Origin of the sequence: Pseudomonas sp. C8002, assembly GCF_013385765.1 — a bacterium.
GTDB lineage: Bacteria > Pseudomonadota > Gammaproteobacteria > Pseudomonadales > Pseudomonadaceae > Aquipseudomonas.
Genome location: NZ_JACAPJ010000026.1, coordinates 86,338 through 111,462 on the forward strand (window position 1 = coordinate 86,338; position 25,125 = coordinate 111,462).

Annotated in this window: 17 protein-coding genes; 5 read left to right on the top strand and 12 right to left on the bottom strand. The window is 61.4% G+C overall.

From position 1 onward, the window contains the following. Window positions 1-74: 74 nt before the first annotated feature. From HX814_RS25455 to valS, 3 genes are all read right to left on the bottom strand, one after another. Window positions 75-1,013 carry an AraC family transcriptional regulator gene (locus HX814_RS25455; RefSeq protein ID WP_087693824.1) on the bottom strand — a complete coding sequence of 313 codons (939 nt, stop codon included), beginning with the start codon at window positions 1,011-1,013 and terminating at the stop codon, window positions 75-77. Between the two features lie 17 nt (window positions 1,014-1,030). Further along, a complete protein-coding gene (locus HX814_RS25460) occupies window positions 1,031-1,873 on the bottom strand; it encodes an oxidoreductase (protein ID WP_003217687.1) in 843 nt (280 codons plus the stop codon). Between the two features lie 202 nt (window positions 1,874-2,075). After that, on the bottom strand, window positions 2,076-4,643 hold the full coding sequence (gene valS / locus HX814_RS25465; RefSeq protein ID WP_177009532.1) for a valine--tRNA ligase: 2,568 nt from the start codon (window positions 4,641-4,643) through the stop codon (window positions 2,076-2,078). Between the two features lie 140 nt (window positions 4,644-4,783). On the opposite strand from valS, the gene HX814_RS25470 reads away from it, so the two are divergent. Next, window positions 4,784-5,911 (top strand): NAD(P)/FAD-dependent oxidoreductase, encoded by a 1,128-nt coding sequence (locus tag HX814_RS25470; RefSeq protein WP_177015435.1) that lies wholly within the window; start codon window positions 4,784-4,786, stop codon window positions 5,909-5,911. 32 nt (window positions 5,912-5,943) lie between these two features. Here the strand turns inward: HX814_RS25470 and HX814_RS25475 are convergent, their stop codons facing one another. The 4 genes from HX814_RS25475 to HX814_RS25490 all read right to left on the bottom strand — a co-directional run bounded on the left by HX814_RS25475 (window position 5,944) and on the right by HX814_RS25490 (window position 10,933). Then, window positions 5,944-6,546 carry a dTMP kinase gene (locus tag HX814_RS25475; protein WP_177009550.1) on the bottom strand — a complete coding sequence of 201 codons (603 nt, stop codon included), beginning with the start codon at window positions 6,544-6,546 and terminating at the stop codon, window positions 5,944-5,946. Window positions 6,547-6,578: 32 nt separating this feature from the next. After that, entirely contained in the window at window positions 6,579-8,525 is a 1,947-nt protein-coding gene (locus HX814_RS25480) for a PAS domain-containing sensor histidine kinase (protein ID WP_177009534.1), read from the bottom strand. Between the two features lie 96 nt (window positions 8,526-8,621). Beyond that, window positions 8,622-9,953, bottom strand: coding sequence for an LLM class flavin-dependent oxidoreductase (locus HX814_RS25485; RefSeq protein WP_177009535.1), 1,332 nt, complete (start codon window positions 9,951-9,953; stop codon window positions 8,622-8,624). Window positions 9,954-9,976: 23 nt separating this feature from the next. Continuing rightward, on the bottom strand, window positions 9,977-10,933 hold the full coding sequence (locus tag HX814_RS25490; protein ID WP_177009536.1) for an ABC transporter substrate-binding protein: 957 nt from the start codon (window positions 10,931-10,933) through the stop codon (window positions 9,977-9,979). Between the two features lie 409 nt (window positions 10,934-11,342). Here HX814_RS25490 and HX814_RS25495 point away from each other — a divergent pair, with 409 nt between their 5' ends. The 3 genes from HX814_RS25495 (at window position 11,343) to HX814_RS25505 (ending at window position 17,152) form a co-directional block, all read left to right on the top strand. After that, a complete protein-coding gene (locus HX814_RS25495) occupies window positions 11,343-12,878 on the top strand; it encodes an efflux transporter outer membrane subunit (protein WP_256344055.1) in 1,536 nt (511 codons plus the stop codon). Between the two features lie 104 nt (window positions 12,879-12,982). Further along, complete coding sequence (locus HX814_RS25500; RefSeq protein ID WP_177009552.1) at window positions 12,983-14,095, top strand: efflux RND transporter periplasmic adaptor subunit; 1,113 nt, start codon at window positions 12,983-12,985, stop codon at window positions 14,093-14,095. 9 nt (window positions 14,096-14,104) lie between these two features. After that, window positions 14,105-17,152 (top strand): efflux RND transporter permease subunit, encoded by a 3,048-nt coding sequence (locus HX814_RS25505; RefSeq protein WP_177009537.1) that lies wholly within the window; start codon window positions 14,105-14,107, stop codon window positions 17,150-17,152. A 36-nt stretch (window positions 17,153-17,188) separates the two neighbouring features. Here the strand turns inward: HX814_RS25505 and treS are convergent, their stop codons facing one another. After that, window positions 17,189-19,240, bottom strand: a complete 2,052-nt coding sequence (gene treS / locus HX814_RS25510) for a maltose alpha-D-glucosyltransferase (RefSeq protein WP_177009538.1) — start codon at window positions 19,238-19,240, stop codon at window positions 17,189-17,191. A 122-nt stretch (window positions 19,241-19,362) separates the two neighbouring features. Next, entirely contained in the window at window positions 19,363-20,145 is a 783-nt protein-coding gene (locus HX814_RS25515) for an SDR family NAD(P)-dependent oxidoreductase (protein ID WP_003217767.1), read from the bottom strand. A gap of 128 nt (window positions 20,146-20,273) precedes the next feature. Between HX814_RS25515 and HX814_RS25520 the strand changes: the two genes are divergently transcribed. Next, window positions 20,274-21,422, top strand: coding sequence for an aldose epimerase family protein (locus HX814_RS25520; protein ID WP_102369085.1), 1,149 nt, complete (start codon window positions 20,274-20,276; stop codon window positions 21,420-21,422). Between the two features lie 154 nt (window positions 21,423-21,576). Here HX814_RS25520 and HX814_RS25525 read toward each other — a convergent pair whose 3' ends face one another. Genes HX814_RS25525 through HX814_RS25535 form a run of 3 tightly spaced genes read right to left on the bottom strand, consistent with a single transcriptional unit; the run spans window position 21,577 to window position 25,125 of the window. Beyond that, the gene (locus HX814_RS25525; RefSeq protein ID WP_003217769.1) at window positions 21,577-22,581 is read right to left on the bottom strand and encodes a substrate-binding domain-containing protein; all 1,005 of its coding nucleotides are present in this window, start codon (window positions 22,579-22,581) and stop codon (window positions 21,577-21,579) included. Window positions 22,582-22,629: 48 nt separating this feature from the next. Next, entirely contained in the window at window positions 22,630-23,505 is an 876-nt protein-coding gene (locus tag HX814_RS25530; RefSeq protein WP_177009539.1) for an SMP-30/gluconolactonase/LRE family protein, read from the bottom strand. Between the two features lie 39 nt (window positions 23,506-23,544). Further along, on the bottom strand, window positions 23,545-25,125 hold the full coding sequence (locus HX814_RS25535; protein ID WP_177009540.1) for an aldehyde dehydrogenase (NADP(+)): 1,581 nt from the start codon (window positions 25,123-25,125) through the stop codon (window positions 23,545-23,547).

Below are 25,125 nucleotides of genomic sequence, written 5' to 3' on the forward strand. Positions count from 1 at the left end.
TAAAAAATAACAGCAGCCTGTCAAATTGGCATATGCAGAAAAATCAGATACGGGGCAGCGCCCTGGCTGTCAGGTCAGTGCGAAGACACATAGACAGAAGGCTGCACCGGCGCTGGCAGCGAATAGGTTGCTTTCATCCATTCGACTTCAGCATGGGGTGTGCGGCCGAAGTAGCGCTTGAACTCTCGGCTGAACTGCGATGCGCTTTCATAGCCCACGTTAAAAGCCGCAGATGAGGCCGACATGTCGTCGCGGAGCATCAACAACCTTGCCTGGTGCAGACGAGTCGATTTCAGGTACTGCATGGGTGAGGAGTCGGTGACTGTTCGAAAGTGCAGATGAAAGCTGGGTACGCTCATACTCGCCTCCTGGGCCAGGCACTCGACGTCCAGCCGCTCCTGGTAACAGCTGTGTATCTTGCGAATGGCGCGGGTCACCTTTGCGAAATGGCCTTGCTTGCCAAGGGCCGCCCGCATGGACCCTCCTTGTTCACCTGCGATGATCCGGTAGTAAATCTCGCGCACCAGCGAGGGGCCGAGGATCGGGCCATCGACCGGATGGCTCATCGCTTCGAGAAAGCGCAGTGTGGACTCGCGCAACATCTCGTCCATCGGCGAGGAATACATGCCTTTGGGACGTTCGTGGGTCGGACCGGATTTTTCGTCAATTTCCAGGATCAGTTCGCCAGCGAGTTTGAAATCCAGGCGCATGTATACCGCCAGCATCGGTTCCTCTTCGCTGGCGTCGGTTTCCATGGTGAAAGGCACTGGCACAGACACCACCAGGTAGTGCTGGGCGTCGTAAAGGTAGACCTCGTCGCCCAGATAGCCGAGCTTGCGCCCCTGGCACAGGATGACGATGCCAGGCTCGTAGAGCACTGGCGTGCGGGTCAGCGGGCGATTGGAGCGCAGAAAGCGTATGTCTTCCAGTGCGCTCAGGTTGTAGCCCTCCAGGGGGGCCAACTGCTCCATCAGTTGGACCATGCGCCGGGTTCGCGCTGCAAAATGATTCATAGGCCCCTCTTGCGGTTTCACGAAGCGTGACCATCCGTAGAGCGTGTCAGTGCTTCCCATTGGTCGATGTCACGCAGGGATTGCGTCAGCTTTTCGCGCACAAAGCCTATCGCATCGCTGCCGAGCAGCAGGTGGGCCGGTGGGTTGTCGCTGGCGATCAACTGCAGCATGGCTTGCGCAGCTTTTTGCGGGTCCCCCAGTTGGTGGCCGCTTTTCGCTTCGCGCGCCTGGCGTACCGGATCAAAGCTGGCATCGTAGTCGGCGATGCTGCGGGGCGTACGCTGCATCGAGCGGCCGGCCCAATCGGTGCGAAATGAGCCTGGCGCCACAGCGGTGACAAAAATGTTGAATGGCTTGAGTTCTTTGCTCAGGGTGTCGGAGATGCCTTCCAGCGCGAACTTGCTGGCGCAGTAGTAGGCGATACCCGGCATCGTGATGGTGCCGCCCATGGACGTGATGTTGATGATGTGCCCGCTGCGGCGCTGGCGGAAGTACGGCACGAACGCCTTGGTCACGGCAACGGCGCCGAACACGTTGACGTCGAACTGACGACGCATTTCTTCCAGCGGCGACTCTTCGAAAATGCCCTCATGGCCGTAACCTGCGTTGTTCACCAGGACATCCACCGGGCCGTAGCGGGTCTCGATCTCGGCAACGACGCTGTCGATCCGCTCAAAGTCGGTGACATCCAGGATCACGCCATGAGCACGCTCCGCTGATAATGCCTCGAACGTTTGCAGCGCGGCTTCGTTGCGAACGGTACCAATGACACGGTGGCCTGCAGCCAGTGCCTCGGTCGCGAGGGCCTTGCCAAAGCCGCTGCTGATGCCGGTGATGAACAGGGTTTTGCGAGTGCTCATGGAAATTCCTCTCGGTTACTGAGTGCTAATGGTAGCCAAGCCACCGCTGGCGACCTATGCCGGATCATCTATGAGGCTTGCCTATTCCTATTCGCTTCTACTCGTACTCTCAATTGTCCCGATGTGGCTCGATTGACGCAGGCTGATGCGTGATCCGGCCCGCCCCAGTGGGTGTCACTGAGGCGGTCGGCACCACTCCACGTTACGTCAGCCAGACATCGACCTGCCGCTCCGCGCCCTCTATAAACACCAAGGCCTCGACCTGCCCCGCCTCTATCAGGTCTTGGCTGACGCCTTTTATCAGTTCAAGCTGCGCGGCGCTGTCGACCAGCTCAACACGTGCTACCGGAGCCTTCATGGATTGGCTGGCGTCAGACTTTGCTTTGCGAATCGCAGACAGCACGCTGCTCAGGCTCATCAATAACTGTTCAACAGCCGTATCAGGGCAAGCGTCCCCTTGCGGCCAGGGCGCCTTGTGCACTGAGCCGCAATTCCAGGATTGCCAGACCTCCTCACACACAAAGGGCAGAAATGGCGCAAACAGTCGCTGCTGCACGCTCAGCGCATGTGCCAATGCATTACGTGCCGAGTAGCCATCGGGTCGATAGGCACGACGTTTGACCAATTCGACGTAGTCATCGCAAAACCACCAGAAGAATCCTTCGATACGCGACAACGCCCCGCTGTAGTCATAGGCCTCCAGCGCGACGGTAGCGTCCTGGACTACGCCACCCAAGCGTTCAAGCATGGCTTGATCCAGCGGCTGGTCGATATCCCCGGTGTCATCCTTCGCAAAGCCTTGAACCAACCTCGAAAGATTGAACAGCTTGACGGCCAGGCGGCGGCCGATTTTCATCTGCTGCTCTTCAAAGGCTGTGTCACTGCCGAGCCGCGCCGAGGCAGCCCAATAGCGCACGCCGTCACTTCCATACTGGTCGAGCAAGGCTTGTGGGGTGACCACATTCCCCTTGGACTTGGACATTTTCTTGCGATCAGGATCAAGGATCCACCCGGAAAGCGCGACGTTGCGCCATGGCGCGCAACCGTGTTCAAAATGGCTGCGTACCAGTGTCGAGAACAGCCAGGTTCGGATTATGTCGTGACCTTGGGGCCTGAGGTCCATCGGGTATATTTTGGCAAACAACCCATCGTCCTCTCCCCAGCCGCCGGCAATCTGAGGCGTCAGGGAACTGGTGGCCCAGGTGTCCATGATGTCTTGTTCACCGATAAACCCGTTGGGTTGACCACGTTGTTCGGGTCGATAGCCCGGTGGCGTATCCAGGCCCGGATCGACAGGCAGGCTTGCCTCACTGGCGATAATCGGAGCGCCATGCTCGGCTTCGCCTTGTGCGTCCAGGCGATACCAGAACGGAATCGGCACGCCGAAGGTACGTTGGCGACTGATTAGCCAGTCTCCATTCAACCCCCCTACCCAATGCTCGTAACGCCTGAGCATGTGCGGCGGATGCCAGTCCAACGCCTGGCCAGCGTCGAGCAACACGTCCCTCAGGCTCGCGTCGCGTCCGCCATTGCGCAAGTACCATTGCCGCGTCGCGAGAATTTCCAAAGGCCGGTCGCCTTTCTCGAAGAACTTTACCGCGTGGTTAATCGGTCGTGGTTCATCTCGCATGGCGCCGCAGTCACGCAACATCGAAACGAGCTGCGTACGAACCTGGGACAGGGTACGGCCGGCCAGGCCTGCGTAGGCCTGTTGGCTGCGCGGAGTCGTCAACCAGGAGGGCGTCTCAAGTAACAGGCGCCCATCCTTTCCCAGGACTGACCGTGTGGGCAGCTGCAACTCCCGCCACCAAATCACATCGGTTAGATCGCCAAAGGTGCAGACCATCGCCAACCCGGTGCCCTTGCCGGGGTCACCCAAAGGGTGGGCCAGCAGCGGAACGTCCAGGTCAAAAATCGGCGCGCGCACGGTCTGCCCGAACCTCGCCTGATAACGAGCGTCGTCCGGGTGAGCCACCAGCGCCACGCATGCCATCAGCAACTCAGGTCGAGTCGTAGCAATCTTCAGTTCGGCACCATCAGCCGCGTCGAAGCCGAGTTCGTGATACGCACCCGCAACCTCGCGCTCCTCAAGCTCTGCCTGGGCTACGGCCGTCTGGAACGTCACATCCCAGAGACACGGAGCCTCCTGGCTATACAGTTCGCCACGCTGGTAGTTACGCAGTAACGCGCGCTGACTGGCTCGTTGGGAGCGTTCATCAATGGTGGCGTATGAAAGACTCCAATCAACGGACAAGCCCAGTTGCACGAACAGTGCACGGAACGCTTGCTCATCGATGGCCGTCAGCTCATGGCACAACTCGATAAAGTTGCGCCGACTGATGACTGCAAAGTCAGCCCGTTTTAATGGAATTGACTCGGAGGGTTTGAAGCCAGGCTGGTAAGCGGCCAACGAGTCGCAACGTACGCCGTAGAAATTCTCGACCCTGCGTTCGGTCGGCAAGCCATTGTCGTCCCAACCCATGGGGTAGAACACAGCCTTGCCGCGCATCCGCTGGAACCGGGCGATGATATCGGTGTGGGTGTAGCTGAAGACATGGCCAACGTGCAACGAACCTGAGGCTGTCGGTGGCGGCGTGTCGATGGAGAATACAGCGTCGCGTTGGGCGCTGTGGTCAAAGGCATACGTGCCTTCGAGCTGCCAATGCTGAGACCAGCGTGTTTCGAGGTTTTCAAGCGAGGGGGTGACGGTTTGATCGTTTAGAACTTCATCACGTTTAACGGTGACATAGCTTCCTCCTGTCAACATCATGGGGCGCGACAACGGTTGTGCGCCGAAGCAAACTTTATATTCAATCGCCTGCGGAAAGTAAACCCCTTGAACCAGGCCATTTTTTCCACAAAATAGCGTAAAAACAGTCCGGAAGATTTCTCACATTCAACAGGTACCCTATGCACACCCCCGTCACAATCATCGGTGCTGGCCTGGGCGGTCTCATCCTGGCTCGCGTGCTGTACGTCCACGGTATTGCCGCCACCGTCTATGAAGCAGAGCCGTCGGCAACCGCACGCGCCCAAGGCGGGATGCTCGATATCCACGACTACAACGGCCAACTGGCCTTGCAGGCAGCGGGCCTGACGGACGAGTTCCGCGCGCTTATCCTGAAAGGTCGCGAGGCGACTCGGGTGCTTGATTGGCAGGGTGCCACTCTGTTGGATCAACCCGACGACGGCACAGGCGGCCGTCCCGAGGTCATGCGTGGCGAGCTGCGCAAGATGCTCCTCGATTCACTGCCCGCCGGTACTGTGCGCTGGGGCCACAAGGTCAAGAGCGTGCGCGCCCTCGGCGAGGGTCGCCACGAAGTGACCTTCGCCGACGGTACTTGCGTTGCCACACACCTGCTGGTTGGCGCGGACGGAGCCTGGTCAAAGGTCCGGCCGCTGCTCAGCGACGCTGCCCCCGAGTACATGGGCCGCTCGTTGATCGAAACCTACCTGTATGACAGCGACGCCCGGCACCCGGCCACCTCCAGGGCGGTAGGTGGCGGTGCGATGTTCGCACTTCAACCGGGAAAAGGGATCCAGGCGCACCGTGAGACGGGCGCCACGCTGCACACCTACGTAGTGCTCACCGAATCCCAAAGCTGGTTTGCCGCCATCGATTTCACCGACACGGCAACGGCGGCGGCACGGATCGCGCAGGAATTCGCTGGCTGGTCCCCTGCCCTCACGGCATTGATCACCGACAGCGACACCGAACTGGTATGGCGCCCGCTCTTTATGCTGCCGGTTGAGCACCGCTGGGACCGGGTGCCGGGCGTAACGCTGATCGGTGATGCCGCACACCTTGCGGCCCCGAATGGCGAAGGCGCGAACCTGGCCATGTACGATGGTGCCGAACTCGGCAAGGCCATCGCCTCACACCCTGATGACGTCGAAGCCGCCCTGGGCGAATACGAACAGGCCATGTTCCCGCGCAGCGCGCAAATGGCTGCCGAGGGGAATGAACTGCATGAGTTGCTGTTTGGTGACGATGCCCCCTATAGCCTGGTCAGCATGTTCAACGGGGCAAGTGCCTGAACAGGCCTCGATAGCCGACCGTATCGGCGGGGTCAATCACACTGGAAGGACTCAAGGACGTTATAAATTTCGGCAACCACCTGCCGTGTTGCGCCCTCAATGGTTCCTTCATTCCGGCATAACACCCAGCCGTGATCCGCAACCGCTCGCTCGAACGCCTGGGTACAGGCGACATGTTCTGCCAGCGTGTGGATCACGGTACTGCTCAGCCCACGCCGGCGTGCCGCGGCCCGTGCCCATGAAATATCAGGGTCAGTGACGACCCCGATATGCAGGTCCGGCACTTGCACGTTTCGATCAATGTTCAACTGCAGGATTTCTGCCAGCGGGACTTCCCGGCGAAACGCGGCATCAGACGGGTACCAGCGGTCGATCAGGACGATGCTGCCTGGTGGCTGTCTAGCCAGCACGTGCCGGGAAATCCACGCACGGCTATCAGCGAAGCGTTCACAAACCTCCCACTCCAGATCCAGGCCGGGATGCCTGGCGAGTCTGTTAACGAGGGTCATTGTTTCACTTCTGAAGGGATCGCTTTTTCTCTCGCAAAGCCGGATCACCATTCTGTTGTCAGCCCTAAGCGCTTTTGTTACGGACTCCAGCAATGTGGTTTTGCCAGTACCCTTGGGGCCATCCATGGAAACAAACAACGGACGGCCAGCCGCCTGGCTCAACACGGCTTGTCGGTCCGGCTGCGCATGGTTTCGGCGATCACCTTGGCCAGTGCAGATTGATCGAATGGCTTGGGTAAGCGCGTCAATGTGGTCTTGAGGTCCAGGGAGATTTCCGCAAAGCCCGAGGAAAGAATGATGGGAAGGTTGGGATACAACGACTCGATGTTGCCGGCAAGCTCGATCCCGGTCATGTCCGGCATTGCCATGTCTGTCACGACCAGGTCAAAGCACGCGCCTTGCGCCAGGAACGCCAACGCAGCATGCCCGTCTCCTGCCGACACAACATGATGACCCAGGTCTTCAAGCATCGCCCCGGTGCTGATCAGCACCAGCGGGTCGTCATCTACCAGCAGAATCTCGAGGCATTGCTGATGGGCTGCATCGGGTGTATCTGCAGTTGATGCCAGCGCCGCAGACTGTGTGGTGTCGGTCACCGCCACCGGTAACCAGAGCTCTGCGGCTGTGCCCTCTCCTACCCGACTCTTCAGCACAAAGTGGCCCTGTGACTGTGCCGCCAGGCCATGCACCATCGAAAGCCCAAGCCCGGTGCCTTTTCCCGCGCCCTTGGTGGTGAAGAACGGCTCCATGGCCCGTTGCAAGGTCGCGTCATTCATCCCGGGGCCGGTGTCGGTGACAGAGATGCAAATCAGCCTTTGCGAGTCATTCGCCCCGCCGGGAAACGAATCCTCCCGCGCTGAAATCAGGATCCTGCCCCGACCTTCCATTGCGTCCCGGGCGTTGATCACCAGGTTCATCACAGCCATTTCCAGTTGGCTCATGTCGACCAATACCGGCCGCAGGATCAATGGGAACTGTGTGTCGACGTTGATGCCTGCGCCCAACATGCGGGACAGCAGGTCTGACATGTTGCGGATCAGATCGCCCACATCCACAGGCTGAGGGTCAAGCTCCTGGCGACGGGCAAAGGCCAGCATGCGCTGAGTCAGCGTTGCGCCCCGCTGGGCGCCCGCGATGGCATTATTCAGTAAGGCGCAGGTTCTCGAGTCCTGCGGGACACGCTTCTTGGCGAGTTCAAGACTCCCCAGAATCACCATCAAGAGGTTGTTGAAGTCATGGGCGATGCCGCCGGTGAGCTGGCCCAGGGACTCCATTTTCTGGGATTGGAATAACGCCTCTCGGGTTTCCTTGATCTCCTGTTGAGCCTGGACGCTTTCGGTAACGTCCCGGGTGATCTTCGCAAACCCCACCAGCTCACCCAGTTCATTCTTGATCGGGTCGATAACCACATGGGCGAGGAATCCCGTGCCGTCCTTGCGCAGGCGCCAGCCCTGCCCTTCGTAACGACCTTCCCTGACCACCGTTTCAAGGGCGCGCTGCGGGACGTTGTGGTCTACGTCCTCACGCTGGAAGAACATGGAGTAATGCCTGCCGATGACTTCTGCCGGCTGATAACCCTTGATGCGCTGGGCGCCGGCGTTCCAGGTGGTGATCACGCCGTTGGGGTCCAGCATATACAGCGCGTAGTCGGTGACGCCTTGCACCAGCAGGCTGAATTGCTGCTCGCTCTGGCGCAGCGCCTGCTCCGCGGCCTTACGCTCGGTCAGGTCCCGTGTGACCTTGGCGAAGCCAATCAACGTGCCGTCGTCGGCGCGTATCGGGTCGATGATCACCAGTGCCCAGAGACGAGTCCCATCCTTGCGGATGCGCCAACCTTCGCCCTCGAAGCGCCCTGACTGCTCGGCGCTCTTGAGTGCCCGGCCCGGCAAGTCCGAGGCCAGGTCTTCCGGGGTGTAGAACAGCGAAAAATGCCTGCCCAGCACTTCACTCTGTTCGTACTGCTTGATCTTCCTCGCCCCGGAGTTCCAACTGCGAATCAACCCGTTCGTATCAAGCATATAGATGGCATAGTCGACCACTGCGTCGACGAGCAGTCGATACCGGTCGTCCTGATTGAAAGGCCCTTGTGCAGGATGGGATGGCATCAGGAAAGTCTCGGGACAAATGAGTGGCTTGAGCCCTCAGTATGTCTAAAAAAATCCCCGGCCCACCAATTTATTCATCTGGACGGTTTTTTTGAGTCAACCGCCGCCGTTGCGCGCAAACCGTGGAATCTTCAATCCCAGGCTTTCCCGCAAGGTCGTACCTTCATAAGCCGTGCGATACACGCCGCGCTCCTGCAACAACGGGATGACCTCGTGCGTGAAGCGCTTGAACTGCTCCGGATGGCCGATGTAGATATTGAAACCATCCACCGCGCGGGCTTCAAGCCAGTCAGCCATTTTCCGAGCGACGGTATCCGCCGATCCGACAAACGCTCCCGGGCGCAATTGCCGCCCGAACTCCACCGCCTGGCGCAATGTAAAACCTTTCTCCCGTGCCTGATCGGCAATGCGTTTGGCCGCGGTAAAAAAGCTGCTGCGTGCCGCCTCCAGGCTCTCCTGCGGGAACGGCGCATCAAGGTCGTACTGGCTGAAATCATGCCAGCCGAAATTGCGTCCGAACTCCTTCAGCGCCAGCTCGAAACTGTGGTCGGCCTGATGGTAGTGCCGCTCGATTTCACGCGCCTGTTCATCGGTATCGCCTACATAAATCTCGGCGCCGGGCATCACCAGCAATTGCTGCGGGTCACGGCCATGTTGCAGCGCCCTGCTCTTGATATCCCGATAGAAAGCCTGGCCCTGCTCGATGCTGGCCGCATGGGTAAAGATCACATCGGCCGTGGCCGCACCGAGGTCGCGGCCTTGTTCCGAATCGCCAGCCTGGAAGATCACCGGTTGGCCCTGGGGTGAGCGCTGGATATTCAGCGGCCCGACCACGGAAAAGTGCTCGCCCTTGTGATTCAGGCTGTGGAGTTTGGCGGGGTCGAGAAACCGGCCGGTGGCGCGGTCACGCACGAAGGCATCTTCCTCATAGGAGTTCCACAGGCCCTGCACGACCTGGACGTGTTCGGCCGCCCGGCCATAGCGGGTGTCGTAGTCATAATGTTCGTCGCGGCTGTAGTTGCCGGCGGTACCGGCGTCGCCGCTGGTGACCACGTTCCAGCCGGCGCGGCCTTTGCTGATCAGGTCGAGTGAGGCCAGGCGCCGCGCGACGTTATAGGGCGAGTTGTAAGAGGTCGTCAGCGTACCGACCAGGCCCAGGTGCCGGGTGCTTACGGCAAGTGCCGATAACAGCGTCAGCGGCTCCAGCCGGTTCAGGTAGTGGGATGGCGAACCCGGTGTGATGAATTGGCTGTCGACGATGAACATCAAGTCGAACAATGCCGCCTCGGCCTGGCGTGCAATGTCGATGTACCAGTCGACGTTGACGCTGGCATCGGCCGGCAATTGCGGGTCGAGCCATAGATTGTGGCGGCCGGGCCCGCCGCAGCCCATGGTCAGGGCACCGAGTTTGAGCTGTCTTTTAGTCATGTCCAACGTATTCCTGGAAACGTTCAGGGCTGGGTTCTGGCGACGGCTGGTTGCAAGGACGCCGCGAAGGAGTCGTCGAACAGCTTGGCTGCCGGGTAAGACTTGACCAGTCCCTGGCTTGCGAAAAAGTCCACGGTCTTTTGTGCTTCTACAGGCGACTGGGCTGTCACCGGTTCGACCGTCGTGCGTGCCCGGGCAAACCAGGCGCGGGCAATGTCGGCATCTGCGCGGGTGCGCTTGGCCCACGCATCTGCATACGCGTCGGCGTTGGCCGGGCTTTGGCGTGTCCAGTCACGGGCTTTCTTCAGGCGTTGGAGAAAATCGCTGATTTGCGCACGCTTGTTATCGACGGCCCTGGTGCTGGCGGCGACGAAACTCTGGGCCGGGATCAGCCCGTCTGCGGTCGCCAATACCCGTGCGCCCTGGCGTTCCTGTTGGGTGACGTAGGGTTCCCAGGTGGCGATGACGTCGACCGAACCGCCTTCCAGTGCGTGGGAAGCATCCAGTGCACTGAGGTAGCGCAACTCCAGGGCGTCTTTCGGCACGCCGGCCTTATCCAGTGCGGTCAGCAGCAGTTGCTGGCTCCAGGAGCCTTTCCAGATGGCGGCGCGCTTGCCTTTGAGGTCCGCAAGGCTGTGGATCGAGGAATCCTTTTTCACCAGGATGGCCACGCCCTCGAGGTTTTGCCGGCTGATGGCAATCACCTTGATCGGTGCGCCGAGTGCACCGAGGAACAGCACGGGCGCATCGCCGAGCAGGCCGATGTCGAGGCTGTTGGTATTGAGGGCTTCCGCCACCGGAGACCCGGCGGTGAATTGCTTCCATTCAAGGGTGTAGGGCAGATCATCCAGCACCCCCGCCGCTTCCATCACGGCCTGGGCGTTGTAGCTTTGGTCTCCGACCACCAGCGTTTGCGCGTTCGCGGTCAGGCACAGCAGCGTGGCGGCCAACCCGGCCACCAGTTTTGTCAGGTAACGCACGTTCGTCTCCAGATGCCTTCTCAAGCATTGAAAGTCGATCCGCGCGTGCGGTCTCGGCAGTGTTCGTAGGGAGGGCTACGATGAGGGGCTGACGGCTGCATGTAAAATACTTATAACGCATAACCTAATTCGATATTAATGCGTTAAATGCATTTTTGTGGGTGGTCGGCGCGCACGGACATTGCGTACCCGCCTGCACCACCTACACTGATTTGAATTCGGCGACTCTCGCGCCATTTTTTCAGCCGTATGGCCCGATGCCCGCGCACTCATTGCTCAACAAATAAAGCAGTTAACCAACTGATTAATCAGAGTAAATATGAAAGAGCAGCCTCGGCAGCTTGCATCGGCACCGCAACCAGTGGCGCACAGCCGCGCCCTTTTTCGACCACCCCACCTTCTGGCTCCCTTGAGCCTGCTGTGCATCGCCCTCGCCGGATGCACCGTCGGGCCCGATTTCGCGCGCCCTGAGGTGCCGGCGAACGCCGATTATTCACGAGAAAAACTCACCTCCACCACCAAGGCCGATATCGACACCGGCGGTGCGGCGCAGCGGTTGATCGCCGGGATGGATATTCCCGGGCAATGGTGGACGCTGTTCCGCTCACCGGAACTGAACGCGCTGGTGGAGGAAGCCTTGCGCGCCAACCCGGATGTCACCGCCGCGCAGGCGGCATTGCGCCAGGCCAACGAGCTGGTCTATGCCGACCAGGCGTCGCTGTTTCCCTCGGTGAGCGGCAACGTGCAGAAGGCCCGCGAGAAAGTATCGGGCGTCACCTCGGGCCTGCCGGAGTCGCCGATTCTCACGGTGAGTTCGGCGTCGCTGAGCGTGTCCTACGCCCCGGATGTATTCGGCGGCACGCGCCGGCAAATTGAATCCACCTCGGCCCAGGCCGAGTACGAGCGCTTCCAGTTGGAGGCGACCTACCTCACCTTGACCTCCAATGTGGTGAACACCGCAGTCAGCCTGGCCTCTATACGCGACCAGATCGCCGCCACCGAAACCATCATTCGGCTACAGAGTGATCAGCTCGACGTCCTGCAGGCGCAGCGCCGGCTGGGTGCTATCGGCGACTCCGACGTGCTCACACAGCAGACCGCGCTGGCGCAAACCCGTGCCACCTTGCCGCCCCTGCAAAAGCAGTTCGCCCAGACCCGCAACCAGTTGATGGCCTACCTCGGCCGGTTTCCCAACCAGGACCGGGACGAGCGCTTCAACCTCGCCTCCCTGCACCTGCCCGAAGAACTGCCGCTCAGCCTGCCTTCGGCCATCGTTGGCCAGCGACCCGATGTGCGTTCCGCGCAGGCGCAACTGCATCAGGCCAGTGCCAATATCGGCGTGGCCGTCGCCAATCAGTTGCCGCAGTTCAGCATTACCGGGTCGGTTGGCTCCACGGTGGCTAGCGGGACCAAATTGTTTTCGGCGGGCAGTGGGGTCTGGAGCCTAGCCGGGTCGATCACCCAACCGATCTTCGATGCCGGCGCACTCGAACATCGCAAACGCGCTGCCGTGGCCGCCTATGACGAGTCGGCAGCCCGCTACCGTGGCACGGTGATCGGCGCGTTCCAGGACGTGGCCAATGCGCTGCGGGCGCTGGAGGCGGATGCCGATGCGCTCAACCAGCAGGTGGTGGCCGAGCGCTCTGCCCAAGCCAACCTGGACCTGGTGCAGGCGCAGTTCAAGCTCGGTGCCGTGGCGTACATCAACCTGCTCACGGCCCAGCAAACCTACCAGAACACCGTGCTGGCCCGGGTCAGGGCGCAGGCCTCCCGCTACAGCGACACCACCGCGCTCTTCCAGGCATTGGGTGGCGGATGGTGGAACCGTACCGATGTGGACCCTGCCACCAAGGGCCGGCCTGATCGGTTCGGCCTGCCTTCGTGGAACGAGATCATTCCGGCCAGGAACGAGGCAGCGCCTGCCGATTCGGCACGGTTCAACTGAACTGAACTCTTGAAACAGCGAGAACATCCATGGCTGACGTCATAACCGCCTCTCCCCTGCCCACCGAGCCCGGCGCACCGCGCAAGCGCCGACTGTGGCGGCCGATGATCATCATGATCGTGGTGGTGCTGGTGATTGTCGCGATCATTGCCGGGGTGAAGTTCGTGCAGATTTCGGCGCTGATCGCCCAGTCGAAAATGCCCCTGCCCGCCTCCGTGGTCACGGCCATGAAGGTGCCGTTCAGCGACTGGCAACCGAATGTCAGCGCCGTGGGCTCAATGAAAGCGGTCAGGGGGGTGGATGTGACCACTGAAGTGGGCGGCATCGTGCGCACCATCGGCTTCACGCCCGGGCAAGAAGTGGCGGCCCAGGCGCTGCTCGTCCAGCTGAATGCCGACTCGGACATCGCGCAACTGCATTCCCTTGAGGCCACGGCCGACCTGGCGGTGATCGTGCTCAAGCGTGACAAGGCGCAACTGGCGGTTAACGCCATCTCCCAGGCACAAGTGGACACTGACACCGCCGACCTCAAAGCCAAGGTCGCCGCCGCTGAACAACAGCGCGCGCTGGTGGCGAAAAAAACCATCCGCGCACCGTTTGCCGGGCGCATCGGCATCACCAGCGTCAACCCTGGCCAATACCTCAACCCCGGCGACAAGATCGCCACGCTGCAAACCTTCGATCCGATCTACATCGACTTCACGGTGCCCCAGACTCAAATGGAGGCCATCGCCATCGGCCAAGGGGTTTCGGTAACGGCCGACGGACTGTCGAATCAAACCTTCACCGGCAAGATCAGCACCATCGACACCCAGTTCGACGCCACCACGCGCAATGTCACCGTGGAAGCCACCGTCGACAACCCCAAACAGAACCTGGTGCCCGGGATGTTTGCCCGCGCCGTGGTCAACTCCGGTGCGACGCAGCGCTACCTCACCGTTCCGCAGACATCGGTGACCTACAACCCTTACGGCACCACAGTATTCATTGCCACATCGAGCAAGAACGACAAGGGTGAGGAAGTCCTCACCGCGCAACAGACCTTTATCAAGACCGGACCGACCCGGGGCGATCAGGTGGCGATCCTGTCGGGCGTGAAGGAAGGCGACCTGCTGATCACCAGCGGCCAGATGAAGCTCAAGAATGGCTCGCCGGTGAAGGTCGATAACAGCGCCGCGCCGCTGAACGATCCTGCGCCGACTCCCCAAGAACACTAAAGGTGTCCCATGAAGCTTACCGATACCTTTATTCAGCGGCCGGTCTGGGCGATTGTTGTCTCGCTGTTCATCCTGATCCTGGGGCTGCGCTCGATCTTCGAATTGCCGGTGAACCAATGGCCACGCACCGAAAATACCGTGGTCACCATCACCACCGCCTACTACGGCGCGGACGCCTCCACCGTTGCCGGCTTTATCACCCAGCCGCTTGAATCGGCCATCGCCCAGGCCCAGGGCATTGACTACCTGTCTTCAACCAGCATCACCGGTGTCTCGACGATTACCGCCACGCTGCGGCTGAATTACGACGCGAGCAAGGCCCTCACCGAGATCAACACCCAGGTCAACTCGGTCAAGAACCAACTGCCGGCGCAGTCCCAGGAGCCGGTGCTGACGGTGGCGGTCGGGCAGACCACCGACGCCATGTACCTGGGTTTCTACAGCGACACCTTGCCCACCAACAACATCACCGATTACCTGGTGCGAGTGGTCAAGCCCAAGCTGGACTCGATCCAGGGCGTGCAAACCGCCGAAATCCTCGGCGGGCGCCAGTTCGCCCTGCGCGCCTGGATGGACCCGAACAAACTGGCGGCGCATAACGTGACCGCCCAGGACGTATCCACCGCCCTGGCCAACAACAACTACCTGTCTGCCGTCGGTTCCACCCGCGGGCAAACGGTGACGGTCGACCTGACGGCCGGGACCGACTTGCACACGGTGGATGAATTCAAGCGGCTAGTGGTCAAGCAGAAAGGCGATGCCCTGGTGTACCTGGAGGACGTGGCCACCGTCACCCTCGGCGCCGAAAGCTACGACAGCAGCGTGGCGTTTTCCGGCAAGCGTTCGGTGTTCATCGGCATCAAGACGGCGCCGACTGCAAATATCCTGACGGTGGCCGACAGCGTGCGCGAGGCCTTCCCCGAGCTGCAATCCCAGTTGCCCACCGGGGTACGCGGCGAGATCGTGTATGACTCCACGGAGTTCATCAACACCTCGATCTATGAGGTGGTGAAGACCCTGGTCGAGGCGATGATCATTGTGTCGGTGGTGATCTACCTGTTCCTCGGCTCGTTCCGCGCGGTGATCGTGCCGCTGGTGGCGATCCCGCTGTCGCTGGTCGGGACCTTCTTCATCATGTACCTGCTGGGGTACTCGATAAACCTGCTGACCCTGCTTGCCCTGGTATTGGCGATCGGCCTGGTGGTGGACGACGCGATTATCGTGGTGGAGAACGTCGACCGGCATATCAAGGAAGAAGGCAAAGGCGTGCTGGAAGCTGCGCTGGTTGCCGCGCGGGAACTGGGTGGGCCGATCATCGCGATGACCGTGGTGCTGATCGCCGCCTACGTGCCCATCGGGCTGCGCAGCGGCCTTACCGGTGCGCTGTTCAAGGAGTTCTGCTTCTCACTGGCGGGTGCCGTGACTGTGTCGGCCGTGGTGGCGTTGACGCTTTCGCCGATGATGACCTCCCGGCTGTTCAAGTCCGGGCAGGAAGAAGGCCGGTTTGCCCGCAAGCTCGATCAGTACTTTGACTGGTTGCGGGGCCGTTACCACCGCATACTCTCGGGTGGCCTGAACGTATGGCCGGTGCTGGTGACGTTTGGTTTTGTGCTGTTCCTGCTGGTGGCCGCCAGCGGCATGACCGCCAAAAGCGAACTGTCGCCCACCGAGGACCAGGGGCTGGTGTTCATGCAGATCAAGGGCCCGCCCACCGCCTCGCCGCAACAGATGGAACGGATTGCCGACCAGGCCTTCCAGATCGCCAACAAAGAGCCGGAATACGCGCAGATGTTCCAGCTGACCGGGTTGCCCATTCTCAACCAGGGCCTGGGCGGTGTACTGCTGAAAAACTGGGGCGACCGCTCGCGCTCCCAAGCCCAACTGATATTGGAACTCCAGCAGAAATGGAACCAGGTGCCGGGCGCCACCATCGCCGCCTTCCCCCTGCCGTCGCTGCCGGGCGCCCAGGGCTTGCCGGTGCAGTTCGTGATCACCACCACCGACTCGGTGGAAAACCTCAACGAAGTCGCCCAGGCCGTGGTGGCCGAGGCCCAGAAACAACAGCTGTTCTATTTCTCCGACATGGACCTGAAACTCGACAAGCCACAAGCCAAGCTGGTGGTGGACCGGGAAAAAATCGCCGCACTGGGCATGACCCAGGCCGACGTCGGTGCGGCGCTGTCCGCGGCACTGGGCGGCAACTACGTGAACTACTTCTCCACTGCCGGGCGCTCGTACAAAGTCATTCCCCAGGTGTTGCAGGTTGATCGCCTCAACCCGGACCAGATTCTCGATTACTACATTCGCACGCCATCCGGCAGCATGATCCAGGCGCGCACCGTGGCGCATATCGAAACCTCGACCCAGCCGGAATCCATCAACCACTTCCAGCAACTCAACTCGGCGACCCTGTCGGGCGTCAGCGGCGTGGCCCAGGGCGAACTGCTGGCGAAACTGAACACCATTCTGACCAATATTGCGCCGTCGGGTTACACCTCGGACTTCTCCGGCGAATCACGCCAGTTCATGCAGGAATCCGGCGGGTTCTTCGGCCTGCTGATGTTCTCAATCCTGATCGTGTACCTGGCCCTGGCGTTTCAGTTCGAGAGTTTCCGCGACCCGGTGGTGATCCTGTTCTCGGTGCCCCCTGCACTCTTCGGAGCGTTGGCGTTTATCACCATGGGCTTTGCCTCGATCAACGTGTACACCCAGGTGGGGCTGGTGACGTTGCTGGGGTTGATCACCAAGCACGGGATCCTGATCGTGCAGTTTGCCAACGAGTTGCAGCGCGCCGGTCACAGCAAGCGTGAGGCCATAGAAGAAGCGGCCGGCGTGCGTCTGCGGCCGATCCTGATGACCACCGCCGCCATGGTGCTGGGCGTGGTGCCGCTGGTGTGGGCCTCCGGTGCCGGGGCTGCGGGACGGCATGACATGGGCCTGGTGATCTTCGCCGGGTTGTCGATCGGTACCGTGCTGACACTGTTCATGGTGCCGGCGATGTATATGTTTATTGGTTCAACGCACCATCAGGAGACGGAACAGCCGGTCCCCGTGTAGGAGCGAGCTTGCTCGCTCCTGCAGTGGATCAGTGGGTCAGATCACTACCCGCAGCGCCAAGCCTTCATACGCATCCAGGGTGATGGTGAAATCACCCTCGGGCGTCAGATCGCCCTCCACCCGCTCATTGATGATGTCCACCACCGGGCCCGGCGCGATATTGGGCAAGTGCAGGGTTTCCGTAATCGGCGTCGAGCCGAAGTTCAGCGCCGTGATCTGGGTACCTTTGCCCGCCGGCAGCTCGTGCACCATGATCAACAGCCCCGGGTGCTGCACATCCGGCACCAGGATCTGGCGGCTGGCGGCGATGTCGTAGGCTCGGCGCACCGCGAGGATTCTTTGCAGTTGCGAGGCAAACGAATCCGGGTCGGCCAACTGGCTGATCAGGCTGCCATACAAGCTTTTCGGGCGTGGCATCTGCCCGGCGGATTGCTCCGCATCCGGATTCAGGTCCACCAGGTCATAGGCGCCGCGATGGATCCAGCGTGTGTCGCCATCCAGCATCAAGTGGGCCACCTCCTGCGCCGGTAACGGCAATGCGCCCACCAGGTCCCAGCCGGACAGTGCAAACACCCCCGGTTGCATCGCGTTGTACATCACCAGCAGCAGGTGAATCTGGCGGATCTGCTGGATATCCGCCGGGGTAATCGCCTCAAGGTCGCGAATACCCAGCGCCGCCGTGATGATGCTGGCGGTGGTGCAGGACACGCCATTGGTCACGAACTTCAGGTTATACGGCGCGTGTTCGCCAGCCAGGCGTTCGTACATCTGCTCACGGATATGCTCGCGCAGGATGCCGCCGGGAAAGGTCTGCCCCTGATAGAGGTAGGTGTCATGGGCGTGCAACGTCCAGAAGTGCACCAGTTCCAGGGTCAGCTCGTCATGGTTCTGCAAGGCGTGGATCAGCGAGCCGGGGTCGATGCCCAGGGTGTGCATCTCCCGCAGCATCAGGCGCAGGAACTCGGTGTCGCCCATCAATAACGCGTGCTGGTAAGCCGGGCGCGTGATGAAGTCGTAGGACAGGTCGGCGCCGCCGTGGGACATGGCGGCGATGTCGTCCACCGTCAGGTTCAGTTCCTGGAAGCTGAAACCGCCCGCCTTGCGAATCGCGCCGCCCAGGATCTGGTTGCCGGTGATGGACAGCGGATGGCTTTCAGACCAGGCGTTACCTTCCAGTTTTCGTTCCACGCCAAGGAAACCGTTGGCGTCCAGGCGCAGGATTTTCGCCCCCATTACGTCGATGGCGTGCAGGGCGTCGCCGATGATCATCTGCTGCGCGGCGAAGGTCGGGTCCAGCCAGTTCAGCGATGGTTGCCCTTCCTTGAAGTAATGCAGGTACACCCAGCGGCGGGGCTTGCCGTCCACGCCGATGACCACATCAGTCGCGCTCCAGTCGGTTTCCTTGACCCCGGGTTCGAAGAAGATCACCCGTTGCAACTGGCCGACGATGTAGTGCTTGTCCCTGAGCACGTCGACCTGCTGCGGGCTGAGGTTCTGCGCATCGCGGCCCTCGCTGATGTCGGGCAGCAGCGGCCAGTCTTCTTCGCGGATCTCCACCATGTGGTAGAGCCCGGGATAGTCTTCGTAGGCCATCTCGGCCAGGCGGAAGTCCGCGCCCTTGCCGGTGTGGGACGGGATCACATCGTCGATGATCACTGCGTTGTGCGCGGCGGCCATGCGGGCCAGCGCCTGAAGCTGGGCTTCGGTGCCCAGTTGCGGGTCGATGTCGAAGCTGATGCGGTCAAAATTGCCGTCAATGGTGGGGGTGTGCTCGGTGCCGGAAAGACCGCCCGAGCGTTTCAATGGACCGTTGTGAATGCCCTGGATGCCGATTTTTGACAGCGCGTGCCACAAGGTTTCATCGCCCAGGGCCTCCAGTACGCTGCCGTTCTCGCGGGTGACGATGGACGCCGGATAGGCCGTGAACCACACCGATGCCAGGGCCGAAGCATCACGGGGCCTGGTATGGGCATACGGCTGTTGCCACAACCGGCCTTGCCCCGAGTAGAGCCTGGCGCGCTGCTTGGCGGCATGCAGCATCGATTGTTCCACCAGCCAGGCCACATGTTTCTTATCGGCGTCCGTCATAAATCAATCACCTGCACCCATGAAGTAGTCGGTTGCGGTGGCTGCATATGAGCCACCGTTCGTTACTGTATGAGGCCCCGGGCGGCGATTCGTTGCATTCGGAATGGCGACCCTTCCCCGGTCTAGACCCATCCTCCGTCCACAATGAAGTTCTGTGCGGTACACATCGCCGATACATCAGAGGCCAGGAACAGCGCCATATTGGCGATATGTTCCGGCTCCACACTGCCCGGCAGGCACTGGCTGCGGGCGATCAACTCCCGGGCCGCGTCATCCACCCACATCGCCAGTTGTTTCTCGGTCATCACCCAGCCCGGCACCAGCGTATTGACCCTGATACGGCTGGGCCCAAGCTCCCGCGCCAGGGCCCGGGTCATACCGTGGGCGGCCGCTTTGCTGGCGGCGTATACCGGATAGCCGCTGGAAGCCATCATCCAGCCAATGGAACCCAGGTTGATGATCGACCCGCCGCCTGCGGCCTTCATCATCGGCACCACGGCCCGGGCCGCGAAAAACCCGTGCTTCAGGTTGACCGAAATCAGTTGGTCGAACCGCTCCGAGTCGATTTCATCCAGGGTGTGCCGAACGTCGTTGGCGGCATTGTTCACCAGCACGTCGATCGGTCCAAGGCTCTGCGCCAGGCACGCTATCGCGGCCTTGTACGCGATCTCGTCGGTGATATCGCAATGGGCGAATTCGACGGCATGGCCCTCGGCCGACAATATCGCCGCCAATCGGTCGCCCTGCCCTTGCGCCCGGTCCACGAAGGCTACCTTGGCCCCCTGGCGTGCGAAGGCACGCACCATGGCCTCGCCTATCCCGGAAGCACCGCCGGAGATCAGCACGGTTTTATCCCGCAGGTCCGGGTACATCGCCTGCGCGCCGGGCTGTTTTTCAGTGTTCATGGGGCAGTCACTCCGCTGTATTTAGTCTTATTTTATATTGCATGTTTTGCGATATTGGCTATAAATCAGCCCTGCAGCCGAATAAATAGTAGAACTATTTAATTAACAACAATAAAGGTAGCTCAGTCATGCGGCAATCCCGATTCCTGCTTACCGGCCTTGGCCTCTCCCTGGCGGTGGCCAGCCTGGGCGCTCAGGCGGCTGGCTTGTCCAGCGAACACAAACCCTTCGGTAAAACCAATGACGGCACCGCCGTCGAGCAGTATGTATTGCGTAACAGTCATGGCGTACAAGCCACGGTCATCACCTATGGCGCGGTCTTGCAGTCGCTGAAAGTACCCGACAAACACGGCCAGTTCGCCGACGTGGTGCTGGGGTTCGATGACGTCCAGGGCTACCAGGCCGGTACCGCGTTCTTCGGCGCGACCATCGGCCGTTTTGGCAACCGCCTGGACAAGGGCAGCTTTGAACTGGACGGCAAACGCTATCAAGTGCCCCTCAACGACGGGCCGAACTCGCTGCACGGCGGCCCGCAAGGTTTCGACAAGCATGTGTGGAAAGCCCAGCCGGTCAAGCAGGACGATTCGGTGGGCGTGACCCTGAGCTACCTGTCCAAGGACGGCGAGATGGGTTTCCCCGGCAACCTGAAAGTCGATGTCACCTATAGCCTCAACGACAAGAACGAACTGCACATCGACTACAAGGCCACCACCGACAAACCCACGGTGCTGAACCTCACCAACCACAGTTACTTCAACCTCGCCGGCGCCGGCAGCGGTGATGTGCTCAAGCAGGTCGCCACCCTGCATGCCAGCCATTACACCCCGGTCAACAGCACCCTGATTCCCACCGGCGAACTGGCCCCGGTCGCCGGCACGCCGATGGACTTTCTCAAGCCCACTGCCATCGGCCAGCACATCAAGGACGATCATCCCCAGCTGAAATTCGCCGAACCTAAACAAGGCGGTTTTGACTTCAACTGGGTGCTGGATGCCAAGGGTGATATCGGCAAACTGGCCGCCGACGTTCGTGACCCGCAGTCCGGTCGCCGCTTGCAGCTGTATACCAGCGAGCCTGGCGTGCAGTTCTATACCGGCAACTTCCTCGACGGGACGATCAAGGGCAAGGGTGGCAAGCCTTACGCCCACTGGAGTGCGTTCACCCTGGAAACCCAGCATTTTCCCGACGGCCCCAACCAGCCGAGCTTCCCCTCTACCCGTCTCGATCCTGGCCAGACCTACACGCAGAATACCGTGCTGAAATTCTCTGCCGACTAAACCTGTGTGAGCTGTCGAGCTTCAGCGAGGCTGCGATGACGTCGGCACTATCAATATCCAAGGTGCCTGACCCACCGCTATCGCAGCCTCGCCAAAGCTCGACAGATCCCACAGTACCGGCGTTAGCAGGGCTGCCGGGAAACGTCAGCGGCCATCAGTTCCACAAACCGATCTTTTCCAGCTCCTGCTTGAAGTTCTCGCGGGTGATCAGCGTCACCTCATCCATGGCCGTGTACTTCGGCGGCTCCTTACCCGTAGTGACCCACTCGAACATCATGCTCGCGGTGTTGTAGCCCTCGATGTGCGGGCTGGGCAGCATCGAGCCGAAGAAGCCGCTGTTGGCTTTCTTCAATTCGCCAATGGCATCGGTGCCGTTGATGCCGATGCCGATGACATTCGCCGCCGCAAACCCGGCGCTTTCGGTGGCGCGCACGCCGCCAAGCACGGTGTTGTCATTCATGCCGCCGATGATCAGGTTTTTCGCGCCGCCGGGCAGCTTGACCAGCGCCGAGTTGGTGGCGTCCATGCTGCCGGGGACGTCGAGGGTCTTGAGGGCTGCGTACAGGATGTGATCATCCGGAATGCCCGCGGCCTTCAGGGATTTGACCGAGCCATCAGTGCGCTTTTTGCCGGTATCGAGTTCGTTGTAGGTGTTGATCACCGCATAGGTGTCCTTCCAGTCCCAGCCACGTTTTTTCGCTTCAGTGGCCATGGCACTGCCCTGCTTCTCGCCCACTTCAAACGCGGCCATGCCCAGGTAAGGCACGTCTTCCATGAAGTTGCCCTTGGCGTCCACAAAACGGTCATCCACGGCGATCACTTTCAAGCCGTTGGCTTTGGCCTTGGCCATGATCGCCGGGCCGAGGGACACGTCCGGCGGGCAAATCACAAAACCCTTGGCACCGTTGGCCGCCAGGCTGTCGATGGCCGAGAGGGTTTTCTCGCCGTCGGGCACGGCGATCTTGATCACCTCGAAGCCCTTGTCCTTGCCGGCCTTTTCGGCGAAGGCCCATTCGGTCTGGAACCAGGGCTCTTCCGCCTGCTTGACCAGAAAGCCGATCTTCACCGGCTCGGCCGCCAGCAACAGGCTGCTCAGGCCGACGGCGGACACCGCCACAGCGGCGCAGCACAGGGAACGGATACCACGACGACGATTCATAGGGTGACTCCTTGTTGTTGTTTTTGAGTGCGTTAAACAGCCTGTTGGTTATCCTGCAAAGCGGTGGCAGATTTTCCCCGGCACATCGACCTCAATGGCCAGCACCGCACCGTCCAGCGGGTGATCCAGCGGGCTGGCGGCACTGGTGATGTACAAGGTCTTGAGGTCGGGGCCTGCGAACACGCAACTGGTGGGACGGCTGACCGGCAATTCGATGACCCGGTCAACTTCACCGTCCGGCGTCAGCCGCAGCAGGCAGCTGCCGTCCCAGCGCGCGTTCCAGATATAGCCTTCGGCGTCCATGGCCGAACCGTCCGGGCCACCCCGGGAGTGAGGCCCGAACCAGACTTGCGCAGGTGCGAGCTGGCCCTGTTCAGTCATCGGGTATCGATAGAGCGTGCCGTCCAGGCTGTCGCCGAAATGCACGTGGGTGGCGGCGTCGTTCCACAGCAAGGTGTTGGGAATCCCCAGGCCTTGCAGCAACGGCGTGACCTGCCCGTCGGTATCGACCCGGAACAGGCCGCCGGAACGTCGCAGCACCGGCAAGTCTTCACCGTGCTCGCCGATGTTGTTCTGCATGGTGCCCAGCCACAGCCGGCCCTGAGCGTCGCAGCGGGCTTCGTTGGCACGGTTGCCCGCTTGCGGATCGGCGACGCAAAGCAAGGTCAGGCGCGGATCGCTCGGCGTCGAATCGAGGTCGAGGCGATACACGCCGCTGCTCAGGGTCACCAGTGCATCGCCGCTGGCGCACGGAATAAACGCCGAGACCGGCTCAGGCAATTGCCAGGTGTGCAATTGCCCGCCCTGCAGGCGCAAGGCCTGCTGGCCGATGATGTCCACCCAATACAAGGCCTGGCCCGGTACATCCCAGAACGGCCCTTCGCCCAGCCGAGCCCGGTGCGGTGTGACTGCGGTCCACGACATGAAACCTCCTGCTTTCTTGTTGTTTTCAGGTGGTACCGGTTACAGCGCGTCGCGCGACGGCTGCCCATCTACCAGACGCTGAATGCGCAACGGGTTGGCATTCTTCAGCGCGTCGGGGAGCAGGCTATCAGGGTAATTCTGAAAGCACACAGGTCGCAGGAAACGCTCGATCGCCAGGGTGCCCACGGAAGTGCCACGGGCATCCGAAGTCGCCGGATACGGCCCGCCATGGACCATCGCGTCACACACCTCGACGCCCGTGGGGTAGCCGTTGAGCAGGATGCGGCCAACCTTTTGCTCCAGCAGCGGCGTCAACTCGCCGAACTGGGTGAAATCCGCCGGCTCGCCGATGATCGTCGCGGTCAATTGGCCGTGCAGGCCGTGCAACGCCGCAGTGAGTTGGACCTGGTCGGCGACTTCCACGAACACCGTGGTGGGGCCGAACACTTCCTCCTGCAGCACTTCATCGCCGTTGATCAGCAGGCTGGCGTCCGCTTTGAACAGCTGTGGCTGCGCCTGATTGCCGGTTTGCGTCTGGCCCGCCAGGTGCTCGATGCCAGGATGGGCCAGCAGCGTGTGCAGGCCTTTGCCGTAGCTGTTCAAGGTGCCGGCATTGAGCATGGTTTGCGCGGGCTGGCCGCCGATCAGTTGGGCGACCTGTTGGGTGAAGCCTGTGAACGCTGGCGAGGCAATCCCGATCACCAGGCCCGGGTTCGTGCAGAACTGGCCGCACCCCTGCACCACCGAGGCGACCAGGTCGCGGGCGATGGTGTCTGCCCGGGTTTGCAGGGCCTGGGGCAAGACGATCACCGGGTTGATGCTGGACATCTCGGCGAACACCGGGATCGGTTGCGGGCGTGCCGCCGCCATATCGCACAACGCCCGGCCGCCCTTGAGCGAGCCGGTGAAACCCACGGCCTGGATCGCCGGGTGCTTGACCAGCGCTTCCCCCACACCGCCGCCGAAGATCATGTTGAACACGCCGCCGGGCATACCTGTGCGCTCGGCCGCCCGCATGATCGCATCGGCGACCCGCTCGGCGGTGGCCATGTGGCCGCTGTGGGCCTTGAACACCACCGGGCAACCGGCCGCCAGCGCGGCGGCGGTGTCGCCACCGGCAGTGGAAAAGGCCAGGGGGAAATTGCTCGCCCCAAACACCGCGACCGGCCCCAGGCCGATGCGGTATTGACGCAGATCCGGGCGCGGCAAGGGCTGACGATTCGGCAGCGCCTGGTCGATCCGCGCGCCGTAGAAATCACCGCGCCGCAGTACCTTGGCGAACAACCGCATCTGGCCGCTGGTACGACCGCGCTCACCCTGGATACGCCCGGCGGGCAATGCCGTTTCGCGGCAGACCAGGGCGACAAAGTCATCGCCCAGGGCGTCCAGTTCATCGGCTATCGCCTCCAGGAACGACGCACGATGCTGCGCGCTCAGGCTGCGATAAGCCGGGTAAGCCTGAGCGGCGGCGTTGGCCGCGGCGTCGACCTCCTGCGCGGTGGCCTGGTAGAAATCAAAGGGCAATGCCTCGCCACTGGTGGCGTCGATGCTCTGCAGGGTGATGCTGCCGGCAGCGCTGCGCTGGCCGCCGATGTAGTTGTGGCCACAAATCCGGGTCAT

Excerpts from the sequence above, each read along its gene's own strand:
- HX814_RS25470 (WP_177015435.1), top strand. The coding sequence starts at position 4,784 with ATGCACACCCCCGTCACAATCATCGGTGCTGGCCTGGGCGGTCTCATC.
- HX814_RS25515 (WP_003217767.1), bottom strand. The coding sequence starts at position 20,145 with ATGAACACTGAAAAACAGCCCGGCGCGCAGGCGATGTACCCGGACCTG.
- valS (WP_177009532.1), bottom strand. The coding sequence starts at position 4,643 with ATGATGTTGACAGGAGGAAGCTATGTCACCGTTAAACGTGATGAAGTT.
- HX814_RS25530 (WP_177009539.1), bottom strand. The coding sequence starts at position 23,505 with ATGTCGTGGACCGCAGTCACACCGCACCGGGCTCGGCTGGGCGAAGGG.
- HX814_RS25485 (WP_177009535.1), bottom strand. The coding sequence starts at position 9,953 with ATGACTAAAAGACAGCTCAAACTCGGTGCCCTGACCATGGGCTGCGGC.
- HX814_RS25460 (WP_003217687.1), bottom strand. The coding sequence starts at position 1,873 with ATGAGCACTCGCAAAACCCTGTTCATCACCGGCATCAGCAGCGGCTTT.
- HX814_RS25455 (WP_087693824.1), bottom strand. The coding sequence starts at position 1,013 with ATGAATCATTTTGCAGCGCGAACCCGGCGCATGGTCCAACTGATGGAG.
- HX814_RS25535 (WP_177009540.1), bottom strand. The coding sequence starts at position 25,125 with ATGACCCGGATTTGTGGCCACAACTACATCGGCGGCCAGCGCAGCGCT.
- treS (WP_177009538.1), bottom strand. The coding sequence starts at position 19,240 with ATGACGGACGCCGATAAGAAACATGTGGCCTGGCTGGTGGAACAATCG.
- HX814_RS25500 (WP_177009552.1), top strand. The coding sequence starts at position 12,983 with ATGATCATCATGATCGTGGTGGTGCTGGTGATTGTCGCGATCATTGCC.
- HX814_RS25520 (WP_102369085.1), top strand. The coding sequence starts at position 20,274 with ATGCGGCAATCCCGATTCCTGCTTACCGGCCTTGGCCTCTCCCTGGCG.
- HX814_RS25475 (WP_177009550.1), bottom strand. The coding sequence starts at position 6,546 with ATGGATGGCCCCAAGGGTACTGGCAAAACCACATTGCTGGAGTCCGTA.
- HX814_RS25480 (WP_177009534.1), bottom strand. The coding sequence starts at position 8,525 with ATGCCATCCCATCCTGCACAAGGGCCTTTCAATCAGGACGACCGGTAT.
- HX814_RS25505 (WP_177009537.1), top strand. The coding sequence starts at position 14,105 with ATGAAGCTTACCGATACCTTTATTCAGCGGCCGGTCTGGGCGATTGTT.
- HX814_RS25525 (WP_003217769.1), bottom strand. The coding sequence starts at position 22,581 with ATGAATCGTCGTCGTGGTATCCGTTCCCTGTGCTGCGCCGCTGTGGCG.